The following is a 19318-nucleotide window of genomic DNA, read 5'->3' on the forward strand; positions in this document are numbered from 1 at the left end:
TGCTCCCTGGCTGTACGCGGGTCTGCGTGTGTCTCGCGCACGTGCTGGGGTGTGCGCGTGACGCGGCTGACAGGACGATGCCATGTGATCGTCTTTCGCACCAGGTCTGCCGGCCCATGGTCAGGCAGTTGAACATGTGCTCCCACCATGGGTGAACGGCAGCTGAACGGAGCTGGTTCGGCCTCCGGCGGATGGCAGGGTGAGCTGCATGGACGGTCGGGAACTGCTGCGTTCGATGAAGGTGTTCGGTTCGGTTCAGGGCTTGCGGGTGGTGCGTTCGGCGTGGCGGCAGCGCCGTACGGACGCGTGGGGGCTGCCGCCCCGGGGGCCGGAGCGGGCCAGGGTGCCCGGACCGGCGTTGGAAGCGGAGGCGGCGCCGGGCGGTGGGACCGTGCGGTTCGCCCGGTCCTCGCTGCGGATCCGGGTGTCGTCGGGCGGCACGGTGTTCTGGGGGTGGGACGGGGCGGAGCCGCTTCCCTCGTACGCCCTGGCCGGCGAGGCACCGGACGCGGACCCCCGGGCCTCCCTCGAACCGGACACCGACGGCGGCTGGCGGATCGTGTCGGAGCGGGTGACGGTGACGGTCTCCCGGCACGGGGCGGTGGAGCTGCGGACGCCGGGCGGGGTGCTGCTCCGCCGGGACCTGCCGCCGCGCTGGTGGGAGCCGGTGACGAGCCCCAGCGACGGGCCGGGGGCGGTGGCGGTGGCGAGCCCGGGCGGTCGGACTTCGGCAGGGGCCGCCCTGGGCGACAGGGCCAGAGGCAGGGGCACGGTCTCGCGAGGCGCGCGCTGGGTGCAGCGCAGTGAGGTGCCGGCCGACGCGCGGTTCTTCGGGCTCGGCGGGCGGTCGGCGGGGCCGCGCCTGCGGGACGGCTCGTACCGGCTGTGGAACACCGACCCCAAGGGCCGTTTCGGCCCCGGCGACGATCCGCTCTACATCACCATGCCCGTGCAGTTCGTGGTCTCGGACGCCGGCACGCACCTGGCCTTCCACGACAACTCCTGGGACGGCCTGGTCACCCTCGCCGAGGGTGAGGAAGGCGCCGGGTCCGGGCACGACCGTCCCGGCACCAGCGAGGTGCGGATGTCGGGCGGGCCGCTGCGCTGCTGGGTGGTCGTCGGCACCCCCGCGCGCGTACTGCACGGCTGGGCGGCCCTGACCGGCGCGCCCGCGCTGCCGCCGTCCTGGGCGCTCGGGCCGCAGCACGCGCGCTGGGGCTTCGGCAGCGCGCGGGAGGTGCGGCGGGTGGTGGCCGGGTACCGGGAGCGGGGACTGCCGCTGTCCGCCGTACACCTGGACATCGACCACTACGACGGGCACCGGGTGTTCACGGTCGACCGGGAGCGGTTCCCCGATCTGCCGGCGCTGGCGCAGGAGCTGCGGGAGCAGGGCGTTCGCCTGGTGTCGATCGTGGACCCGGCGGTGAAGGCGGAACCGGGCGACCCGGTGTACGACGGCGGGTCGGCGGCGGACGTCTTCGTGAAGGACGCGCGCGGCGAGGAGGTGCACGGGGTGGTGTGGCCCGGCGAGTGCGCCTACCCGGACTTCACCGATCCCGCGGTACGGGAGTGGTGGGGCGGTCTGTACGAGGAGCGGCTGCGGCAGGGCTTCGCCGGGGTCTGGCACGACATGAACGAGCCGGTGTCCTTCGTCCCCTTCGGTGACCCGACGCTTCCCCGCTCGGCACGGCACGCGCTGGAGGGCCGGGGCGGCGACCACCGGGAGGCGCACAACGTGTACGCGCTCGCGATGGCCCGCGCCGGGTACGAGGGGCTGTGCCGACTGCGCCCCGACGAGCGGCCGTTCCTGTTCTCCCGGTCCGGCTGGGCGGGCATGCAGCGGTACGGGGGCACGTGGTCCGGCGACGTGTCGACCGGCTGGCCGGGGCTGCGGGCCTCGCTCGCCCTGGTCCTGGGCCTGGGGCTGTGCGGGGTGCCCTACTCGGGGCCTGACGTCGGCGGATTCGACGGCAGTCCGTCCCCGGAGCTGTTCCTGCGCTGGTACCAGCTGGGCGCGTGGCTCCCCCTCTTCCGTACGCACGCGGCGATCGACGCGGGGCGGCGCGAACCGTGGGAGTTCGGGCCGGAGGTCCTGGAGCACGCGCGCGTGGCGCTGGCCGAACGGGAGCGGCTGCGGCCGTACTTCACGACCCTCGCCCGGCTCGCCCGGATGACGGGCGCGCCGTACGTCCGCCCCCTGTGGTGGGGAAATCCCGAGGACCGGGTGCTGCGGGACTGCGAGGACGCGTTCCTGCTCGGCGACGCGCTGCTCGTGGCGCCGGTCCTGACGCGTGGCGCGGACCGGCGGGCGGTGCGGCTGCCGCGCGGCCGCTGGTACGACACGGCGACGGGGCGCGCGTACGAGGGTCCCGGGCAGGTCCTGCTCGACGCGCCGCTCTCCCGGGTGCCGGTGCTCGCCCGGGCGGGGGCGGTGCTCCCCGTGCGGGGAGAGGGGGACGAGCTCGTCCTGGAGGTGTGGGCGCCGGCCGCGGGGCGGACCGGTGGCGGGCTCGTCGTACGGGACACCGGGGACGGCTGGGAGCCGGCCACGATCGAGCGCTACCAGTCGCGGCTCGTGGACGGCCGGGTGGTGGTGGAACGCGTCACGGACGACGGGATGGAGGAGGCGGGGCTGCCGGTGGTGGTGCGGGGGCTGTGAGGGCCTCGGGCCGGCGGCTGACGCCAGGGGACCCGGTTCGATCCCCGGCTGACGGATCCACGTCTCGCGCCCCTGCCGACGGGGCACGGACGTGGCCTCGCGGCCCGGTCGACAGCGTGGCCTGCCGGTGTGCGGGCGTTCGCCTCCCTTGAGAGCGGGGAGGCCTCGCCCCGCCCTCCGAACCGGCGCGCGGCTCAGCCGCTCAGTGCCCGCGCACGGCCGCGGCCCCCGACCGCGGGCAGATGTCGGTGGCGCATCCTCGTCAGGACGGCCGCGGCCAGGAAGGCGCAGAGCAGTCCGGCCGCGGCGGACAGGACACACCCCACGACGTTGCCCAGGGGTGTGGTCGCCAGGGCGCCGACCGCCACCCCGAGGCTGACCCTCCGCACGTTGTTCAGGGGCCTGTCCGCGACGGCGTACAGGCTGTCGTGGTTCGCCTCGCCGCCTCGGGGGCCCTTGCGGGCCACCTCCACCACGAGGGCTCCGGCGGCGAGGAGCGCCGAACCCACCTGGGCCCAGACGAACGGGTCCAGCAGGACCTGCAGGACCGCGGCCGCCACGGAGACCACCGTGCCGAGGGCGGTCGCCGCGAGGGCCTGGACGAAGTTCTCCCGGGGTACGACGTAAGGCAGTTCCACGTTGATCCGCGTCAGGCGTTCACCGCGCTCCCAGGCGCTCTCGGCGTCCTCCGTGGCATCGAGGACGAACTCCTGGACGTCGTCGGTCGCGTCGGCCTCGACGAGCGGCCGGATCTCGGCGTTCTCGCTCACCCGCGGGGGGCCGGCGACCTCCAGTCCCGCCGGAGTGACGACGTGCAGCCGGTTCTGAGCCACCTCCCTGGGGAACGTGAGCTCCGTCGACACCAGGACGGTGCCCCAGCCGATCCGGTCCACCCGGGGCTTGTCGCTGTAGGCGTAGTTCACCTCGGACGACAGGCCCGTGTGGGCGTCGATCAGCGCCACCACGGGCATGTAGCGGACGAGTCGGCTGATCCGCCACCGGTGTCCGTCGTCCAGGTCGTCGTTCTGGGCCGCCAGCTGGAGTACGGAGGTGATCTCGTCCGTCTCGGGGCTCCACGCGAGGGCCTGGAGGCTCCGGACGATCTCCCGACCCGGCGCGGCGTCGGTGTCCCCCTCCGAGGTGAGGAGCCGGTGGACGCCTCTCGCGATCTGGAGCCTCACGTTGGTCGAGGTGAGCATGTTGACCGGGCCGCCGTTGCGGTCCTTGAGGTGCAGGTCGTCCAGGAATCCGTCCTCGTCCCAGGGCACGAGGTCCACGATCACGGGTGTGCTGGGAGCCGCCTGGAACTCCACGCCGAGGGCCGCACGCAGCTTCGTCCTGACCTGGTGGCGCGTGACGTTCCGATCCGGGAACTCCAGGCGGTGGGTGCGGGTCCTGATCGTGGCGGAGAACGCGTCGAGCTCCTGGAACATGCGCAGTTCGTCCCAGCCCGGGGACGCGGGCAGGCCCCGCGGGTCCACGGTGGTCACCGCCGCCGGCATGACGGAGGCGGTCAGGGAGAGCACCGGGGCCCGTCTCTCCGTGTAGTAGGCGACCAGGTCGGCGGCGAGCATGACGATCCGTGAGACGGCGGGGTCCTGGGACGGCGGGTACTCGGCGAGGTGCTGTTCCAGGGCCATGACCGTGCCGTGCTCCGCCCTGTCCGGCGCGCCGAGGATCTCCGCGACGGAGCGGACGATCGTCGCGAGGGAGAGCGCCTCGGGGGTGGAAGCGGCGAGGCCGTTCACCGTCGCCGTCGCGGCCCGGCCCGCCGCTTCGGCGCGTCCGGCGAGGAGGGCGCTGTGGGCGAAGGAGGCGAGCCGGGTGACGGAGGCGTCCGGCCGGACCGCGGCCAGGTGACGGACCTCCTTCACGTACCGGTCGAGCCGGTCGGTCCGGAGCGGTTCCAGAGGCTGGTGGTAGTAGGCGGCGGCGAGGCGATGGGCTCGGGCATGGCGGTCGGGCGCCGTCTCGCGGAGACGGTCGGTCAGCGCCGACCGGAAGAACCCCCGGAGGACGTACGACTCCGCCTCGCGCTCGTTCCCGCCCTCCCCCTCCCCGGCCCAGGGGTGCGCGAGTGCGTCCTTCTGCACGAAGGGGTTCGCTGCGACCTCGCGGGTGCCGATGTCCAGGCCGAGCGCCCGCGCGGTGTACGAGACGACCGGGGCGTCGAAGAAGTCGTGCACGGACAGCGCCTCGATCAGCCGGCACTCGTCGGCGGGCAGGCGGTCGAACCGGTCGAACGCGCGCAGCACCAACTCGTCGTTCATGACAGCCTCACCCGGTCCCGAGCGGTTCGATGTGGAGGTCGAGGAACTCCCGTATCAGTCCCGGGACGCCGTCGTGACTCCGGTGGATCTTCGCCGCCTGTCCTTTGAGGCTGTCGAAGCCGAGCGTGGTGATCCACTCCTCGACGGCGTCGACGCCGAAGGGAGGCAACGCCAGGGTGCGGACCGCGGTGACATGGGGGTACGCGAGGCTCGGCACGTGGCGTCCGGCCACGAAGACGCTGGTGCCGCGTCGGCTGAGCAGCTCGGGGAGCAGTTCCGTGCCGAGCCAGCCGCGCATGGGTGCCTCGCAGTGCTCGAAGCCGTCCAGACAGACGACGGGACTGCGGGCATCCCCGGCGAGGGTGTCCAGCAGGGCGTCGGTCTTGGCCTCCAGCTGGATCCTGTGGTCCCTTGAGGTGTTGACGACCATCTGGATGGTGGAGTTCCGCGCCCTCATGTCGTGCACGTTCACGGTCGCCGACTGGGCCAGCTGCGAACGCACCGCCTGGTAGCCGGGGAGGGGGACGTCCTGGCGACGTGCCTGCCGGGCCAGGTCCCTCAGGACGTCGTCCTTCTCGACGACGCGCTCCAGATCGACGTAGTAGACACCGGTCGCGGCGTGGCGGCGGTAGATCTCCCGGAGCAGCGAGGTCTTCCCGATGCCCTCGGGCCCTTCGAAGAAGAGCGCCTGCTGCTCGTCGCTCCGGTCGACGACGGCTGCGGACCGCGCCAGCTGCTCCGCGCGGTCGACGTGGACGTGTTCTCGGTTCGGCATCCCGTGGCCCCGTTCCCGATGTGTCGGTGCGGTCCGTCAGGGACCTTCGGTGCCGGTCGGGGCTCCGGTGGTGTCGGTGCCGTCCGCCCCGATGATCTTGACCGTCGAACCCTTGACCTTCGAGCGGAAGAAGGCGGTCCGCACACCCTTCCACAGCTCGAACTCGGAGCGCTTGAGTACGGAGTCGTGGACCTGCAACTCCTGGTCCGCGAGGCCTCGCTGTTCGTCGTTGGCCTCGAAGCCCGCGGTGACACCGGGCATGCGGACGGTCGCCTTGCGCATCCTGTGCCTGATGGCGAAGAACATGCCGACGACAGCCGCGAAACCGGCCAGGGCGATGACGGCCTCGGGCCAGCCGACGTTCATGGACGCTCCCCTCCTCCGCGTCGCCCAAGGACGACGGCGAGCGAACAGCATGTCATAACAGCCCATTATCACGGGAGAGTTGGACGATCCGTCTGGCGCGCGCCGCCCCGGCGTGCGCCCCCGTGCTCAGCATGCGCCCCGCTCTCGACCAGCGTGTGCCCCGTGCTCGGCATGCGCCCCGCTCTCGGCCAGCGTGTGCCCCGTGCTCAGCGTGCGCCCCGCTCTCGACCAGCGTGTGCCCCGTGCTCAGCGTGCGCCCCGCTCTCGGCCGTACTCCCCCGCGAACCACTTCCGTACCGCCTCCGTGTGGAGCGGGAAGGCCAGTTCCGCCGGCTTCTTGAGGACGTGATGGCCGCTCGTCTCGTCCGTCGGGGTGGACGGCGGGAGTTGTGCGGACGGGCGGGGCGGGAGGAGGCCGAAGAGGAGGAGGTGGCCGGCCGGGGAGCTCAGCGCGTCGGCGAGGCGGACGTCCTCCGCCGAGGCCCGGATGCCGGTCTCCTCGCGGAGTTCGCGGGCGACGGCGGCGCGCCAGTCCTCACCGTGGTCGATGAAGCCGCCGGGCAGGGCGATCCCGCCGCTCGCGGGTTCGATGGTGCGGGTGATGACCACGAGACCCGTCCCCGTCGCGTCGGTGACGGGGAGGAGGGCGACGGCGACGGGCAGCGGGTTGCGGTAGGCGGTGTGGCCACAGGCCGGGCAGGTGCGGGGCCAGCCGGCGTCGGGCAGGTGGGCGGCGCCGCACGCGGAGCAGTGGGAGTCCTTCACGGCCCGACCGTATGCGATCACCCTTTCCCGGCGCTGCCGTTACTGATAGACGGTGCGCATGACAGGACTCGCAACCGCTCTCCGTACCCTCGCCGTCACGGCCGCGGCCGGGCTTCTCGCCTTCGCCGGAACCGTCGCCGCGCCCGCACCCCCGGCCTCGGCCGTGCCGGAGCCGAAGGCACCCCGGGAGTTCGTGGCCCTGAGCTCCGTGGATCCGACGATCCTCCAGGAGATGCGCTACACGACCGAGCACGACTTCGTCGGCGAGCCGGTGGACGGCTACCGACAGCCGCTGTGCATCCTGACCCGCCCCGCGGCCGAGGCGCTGCACCGGGCGCAGCTCCGGCTGCTCGCGCGGGGGTACACGCTGAAGGTGTACGACTGCTACCGGCCGCAGCGGGCCGTGGACCACTTCGTGCGCTGGGCGAAGGACCTGGAGGACGAGCGGATGAAGAAGGAGTTCTATCCGCTCGTCGACAAGTCGAGGCTGTTCGCGGACGGTTACATCGCGGAGAAGTCCGGGCACAGCCGGGGTTCGACGGTGGATCTGACGATCGTGCGGCTGCCGGCGGCGCCCACGCGCGCGTACGTGCCGGGCGAGGAGCTCGTGGAGTGCACCGCGCCCCAGGAGGAGCGTTTTCCGGACAACTCCGTGGACATGGGCACCGGCTTCGACTGCTTCGACACCCTCTCGCACACCGATGATCCGCGGATCGGGGGCGAGCAGCGGGCCAACCGGGATCTGCTCAGGGGAACGCTGGCCGAGCAGGGCTTCGTGAACCTGCCGGAGGAGTGGTGGCACTTCACGTTCAAGCCGGAGCCGTTCCCGTCGACCTTCTTCGACTTCCCGGTGGCGCGGAGGTCGGTGGCCGGTCACTGATCCCTTCTCAGCACCGGCCTCCCGTGGCACACTTCTGACGCTTCGTCAGATCACGGGAGGCCGGAGAGATGACTCGGACGCGCAGACCTGTGGTGCCGGGGTGGTTCACCGACGACACCGTGCCCGAGACGGAGTTCCGGCTGCTCGGCACCCGCTGCACGGCCTGCGCGTCGGTCTTCTTCCCGCGCGAGGACGACTGGTGCCGCAACCCCGGGTGCCCGGGCGGCGGCGAGCTGGCCGAGGTCCCGCTCTCGCCGCGCGGCCGGGTCTGGTCGTACACCGACGGCCGGTACCGTCCGCCCGCCCCTTACGTCTCCGACCCGGACGCGCCCTGGGAGCCGTACACCCTGGTCGCGGTCGAGCTCGCGGCCGAGGCGATGGTGGTGCTCGGGCAGGCGGCGCCCGGCGTGACGACGGCCGACCTCGCCGTCGGGACGGAGGTCGAGGTGGTGCCCGGCGTCCTGAACGTGGACGAGCGGCACATCTGGACCACCTGGAACTGGCGCCCCGTCGCGCGCCCGGAGCGGGAGGAGCGGTCGTGAACGACATCGCCGTGCTCGGGGCCGGGATGCACCCCTGGGGCAAATGGGGACGGAGCTTCGTCTCGTACGGGACGGCCGCCGCACGCGCCGCGCTCGCCGACGCCGGTCTGGACTGGTCCGACATCGGCTCGGTCGTCGGCGCCGACACCATGCGGTGCGGATATCCGGGGTACGTGGCGGGGGCGACCTTCGCGCAGGCACTCGGCTGGCAGGGGGCGCGGGTCACCAGCGTGTACGCCGCGTGCGCCTCGGGCGCCCAGGCCATCGGGACCGCCCGGGCCCAGATCCTCGCGGGCCTCGCCGACGTGGTCCTGGTCGTCGGCGCGGACTCGACGCCGAAGGGCTTCCTCGCCCCGGCCGGCGGCGAGCGGCCGGGTGACCCGGACTGGCTGCGGTTCCGGGTGCTCGGGGCGACCAATCCGGCGTACTTCGCGCTCTACGCCCGCCGCAGGATGGCGCTGTACGGCGACACGGCCGAGGACTTCGCCCGGGTGAAGGTGAAGAACGCGGCGGCCGGCGCGCTCAATCCGCTGGCCCGCTACCGCGCGCGCGTGACGGCCGAGGAGGTCGCGGCCTCCGCCGTCGTCGCCGATCCGCTGCGGCTCCTCGACATCTGCGCCACCTCGGACGGGGGCGCCGCGCTCGTGTTGTCCAGCATGGAGTTCGCGCGCCGGCGCGGGCACCCCGACCCGGTCCGGGTCCGGGCCGTCTCCACCGTCTCCCCCACGTACCCCAAGGCGGTGCTCGACCTCCCCGACATCGCGACCGACTCGGCGGCGGCCGTCTCCCCCGCCCCGCACGCCTTCCGCGCCTCGATCGCCCGTGCCGCCTACGAGGAGGCCGGGCTCGGGCCCGAGGACCTGTTCCTGGCGGAGGTGTACGACCTGTCCACCGCCCTGGAGCTGGAGTGGTACGAGGACATCGGGCTCTGCGCGCCGGGCGAGGGCGCCAAGCTGCTGCGGGACGGCGCGACGGCCCTCGGCGGGCGTGTGCCGGTCAACACCAGCGGGGGCCTCGGCTCCTTCGGGGAGGCGGTGCCCGCCCAGGCGATCGCCCAGGTCTGCGAGCTGACCTGGCAGCTGCGCGGTGCGGCGGGCGACCGGCAGGTGCCGGGGGCGCGGGTCGGCATCACCGCGAACCAGGGCCTGTTCGGGCACGGTTCGGCGGTGGTGGCGGTGCGCTGACCGCCCCAGGTGGTGGCGGTGCGACGACCACCCCAGGTGGTGGCGCTGCGCCGACCGCCCGTACCGTCACGTGGTGACCGGGCTCCTGTCCGCGAGGACGAGGGCGTGCTGGACGACCGCCACGAGGACGTTCTTCACGGACTCGCGGTCCCGGGCGTCGCACATCAGCAGCTCCACCTCGGGGTCCAGGTCGAGCGCGCCGCGCACGCTCTCCGCCGGGAACCGCCGGGCGCCCTCGAAGCAGTTGACGGCGACCGTGAAGGGGATGCCGCGCCGCTCGAAGTAGTCGATGGCGGCGAAGCTGTCCTCCAGGCGGCGGGTGTCCGCGAGGACGATCGCGCCCAGGGCCCCCTGCGCCAGCTCGTCCCACAGGAACCAGAAGCGGTCCTGCCCCGGGGTGCCGAAGAGGTAGAGGACCAGGTCCTCGCGGAGCGTGATCCGGCCGAAGTCCATGGCGACCGTGGTGGTCGTCTTGGTCTCGACGCCGTGCAGGTCGTCGACGGGCCGGCCCGCCTCGCTGAGGATCTCCTCGGTCCGCAGCGGTCTGATCTCGCTGACCGCGCCCACCAGCGTCGTCTTGCCGACCCCGAACCCGCCCGCGACGAGGATCTTCAGGGTCACCGGCTCGACGTAGGGCTTGGTGCGGCTAGAGCGCCCGAAGGCCATTGATCACCTCGCGAAGGATGCTCACGTCCGGCAGCTCGGCCGGCGGAACGGGGCGGGTCACATGGACGAGTTCGTCCTCGACGAGGTCGCCGACGAGGACCCGTACCACCCCGACGGGGAGGTCGAGTCCGGCGGCGAGCTCGGCGATCGACTGGGGCTGCTCGGAGCAGCGTTCGACGATCTCCACGTGTTCCGGGGAGAGCGTCTGGTCCCGACCGGGGTCGTCGGCGGCGGGTTCGGGAACGACCACCGCGATCAGGTCGAGCCTGTGCCGGGTGGCGGCGCTCGTCCGGCCGCGGGTCATCGCGTACGGACGGACCACCGGCCCGGCATCGTCGTCGAACCAGTGGTGGTGACCGGGGGTCAGGTCGCGCTTCCGCTGTGTCCGTTCGGCTTCGTCACTCATGCCGTCCCACTCACCCTCCCGAGGGCAGGCCGGTCCGGGGAGCCGTCGTGAGGTGGGCCCCGACCCGCTTCACCATCAGCGTCATCTCGTAGGCGACCTGGCCGACGTCCGAGTCGGCGTCCGCGAGCACCGCGAGGCAGCTGCCGTCCCCGGCGGCCGTGACGAAGAGGAAGGCGTCCTCCAGCTCGACGACCGTCTGGCGGACCTTGCCCGCCTCGAAGTGGCGGCCGACGCCCTTGGCGAGGCTGTGGAAACCGGAGGCCACGGCGGCGAGGTGCTCGCCGTCCTCCCGGGTGAGCTCCTGGGAGGCGCCGGTGGGGAGTCCGTCGCTGGAGAGCACCAGGGCCTTCCGGATGGACCCGACGCGCTGGACGAGCTCGTCGAGGAGCCAGTTCAGCTCGCCGTTTCCGTGTCCGTGTCCGGTCGTGCTGGGTGCTGCGGCGTTCGGTGCGGTCATCGACCGTCCCCCTCCGGTGTCGTTCCTGGTGCTGTCGTGTCGTCCGGCTCGGTGCTGTCCCGCCGGCCGCGCTGCCAGCCGCGCTGCATGGCGGCCATGCGCGCGCGTACCTGCTCGGCGTCGCGCTCGAAGGAGTCGGGTCCTTCGGCCGGCGCCCCGGTGCCCGTACGGGCTCCCTTGCCGGCCGGGCCCTCGGTCTCGCGCAACTGGGGCGCGAGGTTGGCCTGGCGGACGCGGCGGGGCAGACCGCCGAACGGGTCCGGCGTCTCCGGCGACGGGCCGGGGGCCTGCTCCTCCGGTCGTACGGGACTTCCCGGGCGCCCGGGAGCCTCCGGGCGTACGGGGACGAGCGTGGGGCCCGTGTCCCGGCGCTCTCCCCACGGGTCGTCCTGCGGGTGCGCGCGGTCCGGCCGCGTGTGGGTGCCGTCCGGCTCGTCGAGGCGGCGGCCGTGGTCCACGACGAGCGTCGGGGTACGGCGGCGGGGCAGCGGCACGGGGCTGAGGCGCGTCCCCTCGGCGGGGGCGTCCAGGCCCGCCGTGCGGTCCTGGGCCTGCTCGTGCTGGTCGCCGGCCGGCGCGAGGCCGGTGCGGCGCCGGTCGCGGGGCCGGAAGAGGCCGCCGCGCTCGCTGTCGGTGTCGAGGAGGTCGGCGGAGCGGTCGAGGAGGACGTCGAAGTCCTCGGTGCCGAGCGGCGCCTCCAGCTCCACGGGTCCGTCGAGCGGTCCGGGGACCTCGGTCACGTCGGGGACCTTGGTGAGGGCCGGCCTGCGGGTGGGCAGGGCGCCGCCGTCGGCGGAGGCCTCGTCGGGCCGCCCCGGGCGCTCCAGCGTCTTGCGGTCGAGCCGGAATCCGGCGCCCTGGGTCTCGGGCGCGTCGGTGAGCAGCGCGGCCGGGATGAAGACGACCGCGGTGGTCCCTCCGTACGGGGAAGTCTGGAGCGAGACGCGGACGTTCTGGCGCTGGGCGAGCCGGCTGACCACGAAGAGGCCGAGGCGGTCGGTGTCCGAGAGCTCGAACTCGGGGGTCTCGGCGAGCCGGAGGTTGGCGTCGAGCAGGGCGTCGGGGTTCATGCCGAGGCCGCGGTCGTGGATCTCCAGGGTGAAGCCGTTGGCCACCCGCTCGCCGAGCACCTGGACGGCGGTGTGCGGCGGCGAGTACACCGTGGCGTTCTCGAGGAGTTCGGCGATGAGGTGGGTGAGGTCCGCGACGGCGGGGCCGCCCACGCCGAGGCGGGGAAGCCGGCGCACCTCGATCCGCTCGTAGTCCTCGACCTCGGCGACGGCGGCGCGGACCACGTCCATGAGCTGGACGGGCTTGCGCCACTGGCGGGAGGGGGCGGCGCCGGACAGGATGACGAGGCCTTCGGCGTGCCGGCGCATACGGGTGGTGAGGTGGTCGAGGCGGAAGAGGTCGGCCAGCTCGTCGGTGTCCTCCGTGCGCCGCTCCATGGTGTCGAGGAGGGTGAGCTGGCGGTGGAGCAGGACCTGGTTGCGGCGGGCGAGGTTGACGAACACCTCGGAGACGCCCCGGCGCAGCTCCGCCTGCTTGACGGCGGCCTCGACGGCGGCGCGCTGGAGGGTGTTGAGGGCCTGGCCGACCTGGCCCACCTCGTCCTCGCCGTACTTCAGGTGGGGCACCTCGGTGCCGACGTCGACCTGTTCGCCGGCGGCGAGGCGGCGCATGACGCTGGGCAGCCGGACACCGGAGACCTCCTGGGCCTCCTTCTGCAGGCGGCGCAGGTCGCGGATGAGCGAGCGGCCGACGCGGACGGAGATGACGATCGAGGCGAGCAGGGCGAGGAAGCCCAGGACCCCGGCGATGCCGACCTTGAGGAGGACGCTGTACGCGGCGGGCTGGACCCGCTCCTGGTAGCGGTCGCCGGCGGCGGTGTTCTCGCGGGCGAGGTCGTCGAGGACGGGGCTCGCCTGGTCCTGCCAGCGTTCGGCGGTGATGGCGCGCGGGCTGTCGGTGGCGCCCTCTTCGATGACGGCGTTCTCGGCGGTGCGCAGCGGCAGGGTCTTGGGGCTGCGCCAGTACTTCTCGAAGCGCAGGCGCTCGGTGGCGGGCAGGAGTTCGAGGTTGACCTCGTAGAACGCCACGCGGTTGGCGACGAGGTCGGAGATCTCGCGGATCTCCTCGGCGGTGACGCGGTCCGCGACGAGCGCGGAGAGGACGAGGGCGTCCTCGCGGGAGAGCAGCTCACGCGCACGCGTGATGCCGACGAGGGCGCGGCCCTGCTTGTCCATCTCCACGTTCTCGAGGGCGTGGAGGGTGATGAGGAAGCTGTAGCAGGGGTCGACGAGCCGGTTGTAGAACTCGAGGGCCTGCATGCGGCCGATGCCGCGGTTCTCGACGGAGCGGCGCAGCGAGCCGAGGTCGTCGAGCGCGTCGAGGAGGGAGTTGAGCCGCTGGGTGGTGACCGGGCTCATCTCGTCGCGTACGCCGGGGTCGTCGGCGTTGGCGCGGATGCGGGCGATCTGCCGGTCGGTGGCCCGGCGGGTCTCGCGGAGGGAGGCGAGGGCGTCGGAGCCGCGGGGGTCGGCGAGGTAGATGAGCGACTGGCGGCGTTCTATCTGGATGACCCGGGCGGTGTCCTCCAGGGGGTAGCCGACCTTCTCGACGATGTAGCCGACGTCGAGGAGCTGGTCGGCCTCGCGGCCGGTCAGGACCGTGGCGAAACCCCACAGTCCGGTGAGGGAGACGAGCGGTACGAGCAGCAACGCCACGATCTTCCTGCGGATGGACTTCCCGCGAAAGCGCATGGCCTCCCCCAGCTCGGCCCCCGTGCGCGACGGGGGTCCTTCACGTTCGTGACGTCCGGCGTCAACACGCGGCGTCAACCTTGAATTTCAACAAACGGCGGCGCGAGCCTACTACTGCATCACGGCCATCCCGAAGGCGTGTCCGAGCTATTTTCAGCCTGTCGAGTGAGTGTTGATCATGAGATGTCCTGGTATTACAGGAGTTGGGATCGGCCACTGTGGCGCAGGACACCTGATGGTGTGCCATTTCTCCTGCCTGCGCGGATGGCTGGAACTGTTCGTTCCGCAGCGACATGGGACAGGTTCGACCCCACCCGGACGAAACCTTTTCCCTCTCTCGTGCGTCAATGAGTACGGGGAGGGTCCTGTCCGCGTAAAGGGGCTCAAGACGGGCAGCCACTCCTGAAGTCGTTCAGTGGTGGGGAGTGACAGGACAATGGAAGACGAGGGGCGGTCGCTGCGGCCGTTGTGGGTGGAGGAGGAGCGGGGCCGGCGGCGGATGCCCGATCCGGTGCGCAACGCCGCGGTTCGGGCCGTGATGATCACGTCGGTGACACTCATCCAGGGCGTGGTGGCCTTCTACTGTTCGGTCGCGGGCGCCTGGCTCGCGTTCCCGATGACCGTCACCGCGGTGGCCTCGACCGTCGTGGCCACCTGGAGCGTCCTCGACGTGTGGATCACCCGTCAGGTGTGGCGTCAGCGCAACGGCGTGGTGTCGGAGCCGAGCAGCACGGCGCGTCCGTCGATACGGGCGCGGCGCGAGGAGAGCCGGGCGGAGACGACCCCGCTGTCCGAGGCGGCCTGAGCGAAGACGTGACGGCCTGAGCAACGACGGCGAGTGGCCCGGTCCCCGAAGGGGGGCCGGGCCACTCGCCGTTGTGCATCAGGTGCCGAGGTCCTACGCGGCGTCCGGGTCGTCGGACTGGTGGCGGCGGAACATCCGCGTCGCCGTGATCTCGCCGTGGATCGTCTCCCCCTCCGCGCCGGGCTGCGGCAGCCCGGGACGCAGGTGCTCCTCCACGCTGATGTACTTCAGTCCCGCCCGCAGGTCCGCGTCGTTGCGCAGCCGGATCACCAGCGGGAACTCGGCGAGCGCGGTCGTGTCGAACAGGCCCGTCGTGTAGAGCAGCTGGACGCCCAGCGCGTCCGACACGGCCCGCTGGAGCTCCAGGAGGTACGTGGCGTTGGCGCGGCCGATCGGGTTGTCGAGGAACAGCGTGCCCGCGTGCCGGTGCTTGTCGCGGCCCCGGTCGTTGGAGCGCAGCGCGGCCATCGTGCAGTACAGGGCGATGGCCGCGGTGAGCAGCTGGCCGCCGGAGAAGACGTCGCCCATCTGCCCGACGGGGACCCGCTCGGCGCGCAGCACCGCGTCCGGCTTGAGGATCTCGACCGAGACGCCCTTGGGCTCCAGCGCCGCCTGGACGCCCCTGAGGAGCAGGGACATGCCGTCGCGCCGCAGGTCGGAGTTCTTCTTGACGGCGGCGCGGGTCGCCTCGTCGACGACCTCGCCGAGCCGCTCGGCGAGCGTGGCCTGGTCGGGCTCCTCGAAGCGGATCCGCAGGAACTCCTGGCCCGACCACTCGCCGAGGCCCTCGGGGAGCCGGGAGAGCCGCTGGGCGGAGCGGAGCGTCGCGAGCGAGGACTCCACGAGGCCGCGCAGCCGGTCGACGATCGAGTCGCGGTTGCGCTCCAGCTGCTCCAGCTCGTCGGTGAGGACCCGCAGCCGGGGCGCGAAGGCCTCGGCCCACTTGGCGGCGTGCTCGGGCAGCGCGGACGCGGGAAGCTCGCGGATCTGCTGACGGGCGGGGGTGCGGACCTGCTCGTAGCGGGTGGAGTTGGCGTGCCGGACGAGGATGTCGCTCGCCTCGCGCACGGCGGCGTCGGCGGCGGACAGCTCGGCGGTGCAGCCGCGCAGGGCGCGCCGCGCCTCGGCGGCCGTCGTACGGGCCTCCTCCAGGGTGCCGGGGTACGGCTCGGTCTCCTCCCGCTCCTCGTCCGCGTGGTCGCGGAGCAGGTCCCGCAGCAGGGCCGCCGTCTCGTCGAAGCCGCCGGCCGCGTCCTCGGCGGCCCGGTGGTCCCGGAGGAGTCCGGCGTGGGCGGCGCGGGCCGCCTCCAGGGCATCGGTGCGGGAGGCGAGTTCGCCGGTGGCGGTACGGAGCAGGCCCTGGGCCCGCTCGGCGTCGGCCGGCACCAGCTCCTCGGGCAGCTCGGTGTGCGCCTCGCCGTCCTCGGGGGCGAGGCGCTCGGCCTCGCCGCGGAGCCGGCCGAGCTTCTCGCTCGCCTCGGAGGCGCGGGTCTCCAGCATCTGGACGAGGGCCTCGGCGCGGGCGGCGGCGGCCTGCCGGGACGGGCCGTCGGCGCCGTCGGTGGACTCCAGGAGCTGTTCGGCTCGGGTGCGGACCTTGTTCGTGAGGCGGTCGAGCTCGGCGAGGGCGGCGGACTCGTCGCTCTCGGCGCGGGCCTGCTCGGCGCGCAGGTCGGCGCCGACGCCGACCTTCTCGTACACCTGGGAGGCCGCCCGGTAGGCCTCGCGGAGGGTGGGGAGCGCGGCGCGGGGTGCGTCCGGGTCCTCCTCGGGGAGGGTGTCGGGGGCTCCGGCGATCTCGGCGCGCTCGGCGCGCAGGGCGCGGGCGGTGCGGTGGGCGTCGTCGGCGGCGCGCTGGGCGGCGCGGCGGTCCTCGTCGGCGGCGCGGGCGCGTTCCAGGCAGGTCTGGGCGCGGGCCTCGGACTCGGTGGCGTCGTCGGCGAGTTCGCGGAGCTTGGCCTGCCAGGCGGACCGCTCGCGCAGCCGGAACGCCAGGCCCGCGAGGGCGTCGGCGACACGGCGGGCGCGCTGGGCGGCCTCCTGGCGCTCGTCCCGGAGCCGGGCGGCCTCGGTGGCGGCCTCGTCGGCCTCCGTACGGGCCGTGCGGGCCTCCTCCAGGGTGGTGGCGGCGGCCTCGGCGGTCTCGCGGGCGGTCGTGGCGACGGACGCGAGCTCGGCGAGCATCCCGAACGGGCAGTCGGCGCGCCAGGCGCCGATCCGGGACGCGAGGGCGCGGTCGCCGGCGAGGCGGGCGGCGAGGGTGCGGATCTCCTCGTCGCGGGCGGTCGCGCGGGCGCGCAGCGCGTGCCGCTCCTCGTCGGCCGCGTGCTCGTCGTGCATGGCCGGGTTCGGCGGGACGAGGAAGACGCCCGTGTCCTCGGCCGTCTCCTGGGCGGGTACGGGGGCGAGCAGGGCGGCGGCGGTGCCGACGGCGACGGCGGAGCGGGGCAGCAGGGCGGCGCTGCCGAGGACCTCGCGGGCGCGTCCGTACGAAACGGGGTCGGTGATCACCACACCGTCGACGAGCTCGGGGCGGGCGGCGAGGACCCGGGCGTGGTCGGCGGGGTCCACGGCCTGGGCGAGGTAGCGCCAGCCGGGGAGGGCGGGGATGCCGTGCTCGCCGAGGTACTCGACGGTGGCCAGGACGTCGGGTCCCGGCGGCAGCAGGCCGCCGTCGCCGAGGGCGCCGAGGATGCGGGAGTCGTCGGCCGCGGCGGTGCGCAGTTCGAAGAGCTGGCGCTCGGCGGAGGCGACGGCCTGGTCGAGCAGGCCGCGCAGCTCGTCGGCGTACCGGTCGAACTCGGTGACGGTGAGCGGGCCCTGGGGCTCCTGGCCGGTTCCGGCGTCCTCCTCGGGCTCGGCGTCGGAGGCGGTGGCGGCGCGCTGGCCCGGGAGCGGGGAGCCGGAGGACGGCAGGCTCAGGAGCTCCGCGAGGCGCTCCTCGGAGGCGAGGGACTCGGCGGCGCGGCGCTCCGCGTCGTAGGCGTTCCCGGCTGCCTCGGCGGCGTCGGCGGCGCGGGCGGCGGCGAGTTCGGCGCGGGACTCGGCGGCGGCGGCCTCACGCGCGCGCTCGGTCGCGGTGCGGGCGGCTTCGCGGGCCGTGTCCCAGGCGGCGACGGTCGTCTTCTCGGCGTCGCTCGCGGCGAGCGCGGCGCGGGCCGGGTCGGCGTCGGGGGCGGTGTCGTCGAGCCAGCCGGCCCGTACGGCCTCGGCGGTCTCCTGCTCGACCTCGGCGAGCCGCTGGCGCAGGTGGCCGGCCTCGCTGCGGGCCCGCTGGGCCTCGGTGGCGGCGGCGGTGGCGTCGCGGTGGGCGGTCTCGCTCGCGTCCTGCAGGGCGGTGGAGCGCTCTTCCTCCTCCGCCGCGTGGCGCTCGCCCTCCTCGGCGGCGGCGGCCAGGGCCCGTACGAGATCGGCGGCGGCCTTGGCGCGGGCGGCGAGGGCGGGGGCGGCGTCGCGCTCGGCCTCGCGGATGGCGGCGGCCACGCGCGCGGAGCGGTCGCCGGCGGCGCGGTGGCGCAGCACCGCCTCGGCCGCCTGCCAGGCGGAGTGCAGGGTGCGGGCGTCGGTGAGTTCGCGGCGCTGGGCGGCGGCGCCCTTCTCGGCGGCGGTCAGCGCCAGGGAGGCGTGCCGGTAGGCGAGTTCGGCGGCGATCAGGGAGCTGCGGCTGCGGGCGGTCTCGGCCTCGGCGACGGCGTGCCCGGCCGAGGTGACCTGCTGGGCGAGTTCGGCGGCGCGGCCACGCTCCTGGGCGGCGCGGGCGGAGAGCCGGCGGGCGAGCGTGCGGGTGCGGCGCTCGGCGCCGGTGTGGACCTCGCGCGCGTGGGCACGGGTTCCGGCGGCCTCGACGATCCGGCCGAGGAGGTCCACGGAGCCGGCGGTGAAGTCGCGCTCGGCGGTCAGTTCGGCGCGGCGCCCCAGCTTGTTGCCGAAGCCGCCGACGAGGTCGGCGAGGCCGTCGGTGTCGCGGGTGTCGGTGACGGCGCGCAGCAGGAGGTCGGTGAAGTCGGAGTCCTTCTTGACCGCGAAGAGGCCGGCGGCCTCGCCCTCGTCGGCGTTCATCTCGCGCTGGTAGCGGAAGAGTTCGGGGTCGAGGCCGAGGTCGCCGAGGTGCTCGTTCCAGCGGTCGTGGATCTCCTCCCAGACCACCTCCAGGTGCGGATAGGCCTTCCCGGCCTCGGTGAGCGCGTCGCGGAAGCCCTTCATGGTGCGGCGGCGGCCGCTCGCGCCGGAGGCGCCCTCGACGGGCGGGCGGACGGAGGTCGCCTCGGCGACGGGCAGGTTGTCCAGGCTGAGTCCGGGGCCGGGACGGAAGGAGTACCAGGCCTCGGCGAACTTCCGCGGGTCGTTGGAGACCTGGCGGCCGCGCCACTCGCTGGCCTTGCCGACGACGACGAGTTCGCCGGTGAGGGTGTGCTGCCACTCCAGGGCCACGTGGCCGCAGTCGTCGGCGAGGAGGAACTTGCGCAGCACGCCGGAGCTGGCGCCGCCGAGGGTGTTGCGGTGACCGGGCAGCATGACCGAGAAGATCAGCTTGAGGAGGACGGACTTGCCGCCGCCGTTCTCCAGGAAGAGCACGCCCGCGGGCGCCGGGCGGCGCGGCGGGCCGACCGGCTCCTCCTCGAAGAACTCCGCCTGGGTGGGGGCGGGGTGGGGCACGGGCGCGCCGACTCCGCGCAGGTCCAGGACGGTGTCGGCATAGCGCGCACCGGCGGGACCGATGGAGTAGAGGCGGACCCGGGACAGCTCGTACATGGGGCGGACTCTCGTCGTCTCGTTCGTGA

The 19318-nt window shown here is 73.8% G+C and carries 14 protein-coding genes; 5 read left to right on the forward strand and 9 right to left on the reverse strand.

Annotated elements, in window-relative coordinates; translation table 11 throughout:
- Positions 1-208 precede the first annotated feature (208 nt).
- Complete coding sequence (locus ABT041_RS27885; protein WP_351189258.1) at positions 209-2659, forward strand: glycoside hydrolase family 31 protein; 2451 nt, start codon at positions 209-211, stop codon at positions 2657-2659.
- Between the two features lie 194 nt (positions 2660-2853).
- On the opposite strand, the gene ABT041_RS27890 is transcribed toward ABT041_RS27885, so the two are convergent.
- From ABT041_RS27890 to ABT041_RS27905, 4 genes are all read right to left on the reverse strand, one after another.
- The gene (locus ABT041_RS27890) at positions 2854-4929 is read right to left on the reverse strand and encodes a hypothetical protein (RefSeq protein WP_351189261.1); all 2076 of its coding nucleotides are present in this window, start codon (positions 4927-4929) and stop codon (positions 2854-2856) included.
- A gap of 7 nt (positions 4930-4936) precedes the next feature.
- On the reverse strand, positions 4937-5704 hold the full coding sequence (locus tag ABT041_RS27895) for an ATP-binding protein (RefSeq protein ID WP_351189264.1): 768 nt from the start codon (positions 5702-5704) through the stop codon (positions 4937-4939).
- 36 nt (positions 5705-5740) lie between these two features.
- Positions 5741-6070 (reverse strand): hypothetical protein, encoded by a 330-nt coding sequence (locus ABT041_RS27900; protein WP_351189267.1) that lies wholly within the window; start codon positions 6068-6070, stop codon positions 5741-5743.
- A gap of 246 nt (positions 6071-6316) precedes the next feature.
- Positions 6317-6835 (reverse strand): NUDIX domain-containing protein, encoded by a 519-nt coding sequence (locus ABT041_RS27905; protein WP_351189270.1) that lies wholly within the window; start codon positions 6833-6835, stop codon positions 6317-6319.
- 58 nt (positions 6836-6893) lie between these two features.
- Between ABT041_RS27905 and ABT041_RS27910 the strand changes: the two genes are divergently transcribed.
- The 3 genes from ABT041_RS27910 to ABT041_RS27920 all read left to right on the forward strand — a co-directional run bounded on the left by ABT041_RS27910 (position 6894) and on the right by ABT041_RS27920 (position 9441).
- The gene (locus ABT041_RS27910) at positions 6894-7715 is read left to right on the forward strand and encodes a M15 family metallopeptidase (protein WP_351189273.1); all 822 of its coding nucleotides are present in this window, start codon (positions 6894-6896) and stop codon (positions 7713-7715) included.
- A 68-nt stretch (positions 7716-7783) separates the two neighbouring features.
- Entirely contained in the window at positions 7784-8257 is a 474-nt protein-coding gene (locus tag ABT041_RS27915; protein ID WP_351189276.1) for a Zn-ribbon domain-containing OB-fold protein, read from the forward strand.
- Between the two features lie 26 nt (positions 8258-8283).
- Positions 8284-9441 carry a lipid-transfer protein gene (locus tag ABT041_RS27920; protein WP_351189508.1) on the forward strand — a complete coding sequence of 386 codons (1158 nt, stop codon included), beginning with the start codon at positions 8284-8286 and terminating at the stop codon, positions 9439-9441.
- A gap of 66 nt (positions 9442-9507) precedes the next feature.
- Here ABT041_RS27920 and ABT041_RS27925 read toward each other — a convergent pair whose 3' ends face one another.
- Genes ABT041_RS27925 through ABT041_RS27940 form a run of 4 tightly spaced genes read right to left on the reverse strand, consistent with a single transcriptional unit; the run spans position 9508 to position 13732 of the window.
- Positions 9508-10107 (reverse strand): GTP-binding protein, encoded by a 600-nt coding sequence (locus ABT041_RS27925; protein ID WP_351189279.1) that lies wholly within the window; start codon positions 10105-10107, stop codon positions 9508-9510.
- Positions 10088-10513 carry a DUF742 domain-containing protein gene (locus ABT041_RS27930; RefSeq protein ID WP_351189282.1) on the reverse strand — a complete coding sequence of 142 codons (426 nt, stop codon included), beginning with the start codon at positions 10511-10513 and terminating at the stop codon, positions 10088-10090. The genes ABT041_RS27925 and ABT041_RS27930 overlap by 20 nt, the downstream gene beginning before the upstream one ends.
- 10 nt (positions 10514-10523) lie before the next feature.
- Positions 10524-10970, reverse strand: coding sequence for a roadblock/LC7 domain-containing protein (locus ABT041_RS27935; protein ID WP_351189285.1), 447 nt, complete (start codon positions 10968-10970; stop codon positions 10524-10526).
- Complete coding sequence (locus tag ABT041_RS27940; protein ID WP_351189288.1) at positions 10967-13732, reverse strand: sensor histidine kinase; 2766 nt, start codon at positions 13730-13732, stop codon at positions 10967-10969. The genes ABT041_RS27935 and ABT041_RS27940 overlap by 4 nt, the downstream gene beginning before the upstream one ends.
- Before the next feature lie 436 nt (positions 13733-14168).
- Here ABT041_RS27940 and ABT041_RS27945 point away from each other — a divergent pair, with 436 nt between their 5' ends.
- Positions 14169-14537, forward strand: coding sequence for a hypothetical protein (locus ABT041_RS27945; RefSeq protein ID WP_351189291.1), 369 nt, complete (start codon positions 14169-14171; stop codon positions 14535-14537).
- Between the two features lie 93 nt (positions 14538-14630).
- Here the strand turns inward: ABT041_RS27945 and ABT041_RS27950 are convergent, their stop codons facing one another.
- Positions 14631-19289: a hypothetical protein gene (locus ABT041_RS27950; RefSeq protein ID WP_351189294.1), complete on the reverse strand. Its 4659-nt coding sequence runs from the start codon at positions 19287-19289 to the stop codon at positions 14631-14633.
- Positions 19290-19318: the final 29 nt, after the last annotated feature.

Source organism: Streptomyces sp. NPDC002825 (genome assembly GCF_040295385.1).
GTDB lineage: Bacteria > Actinomycetota > Actinomycetes > Streptomycetales > Streptomycetaceae > Streptomyces.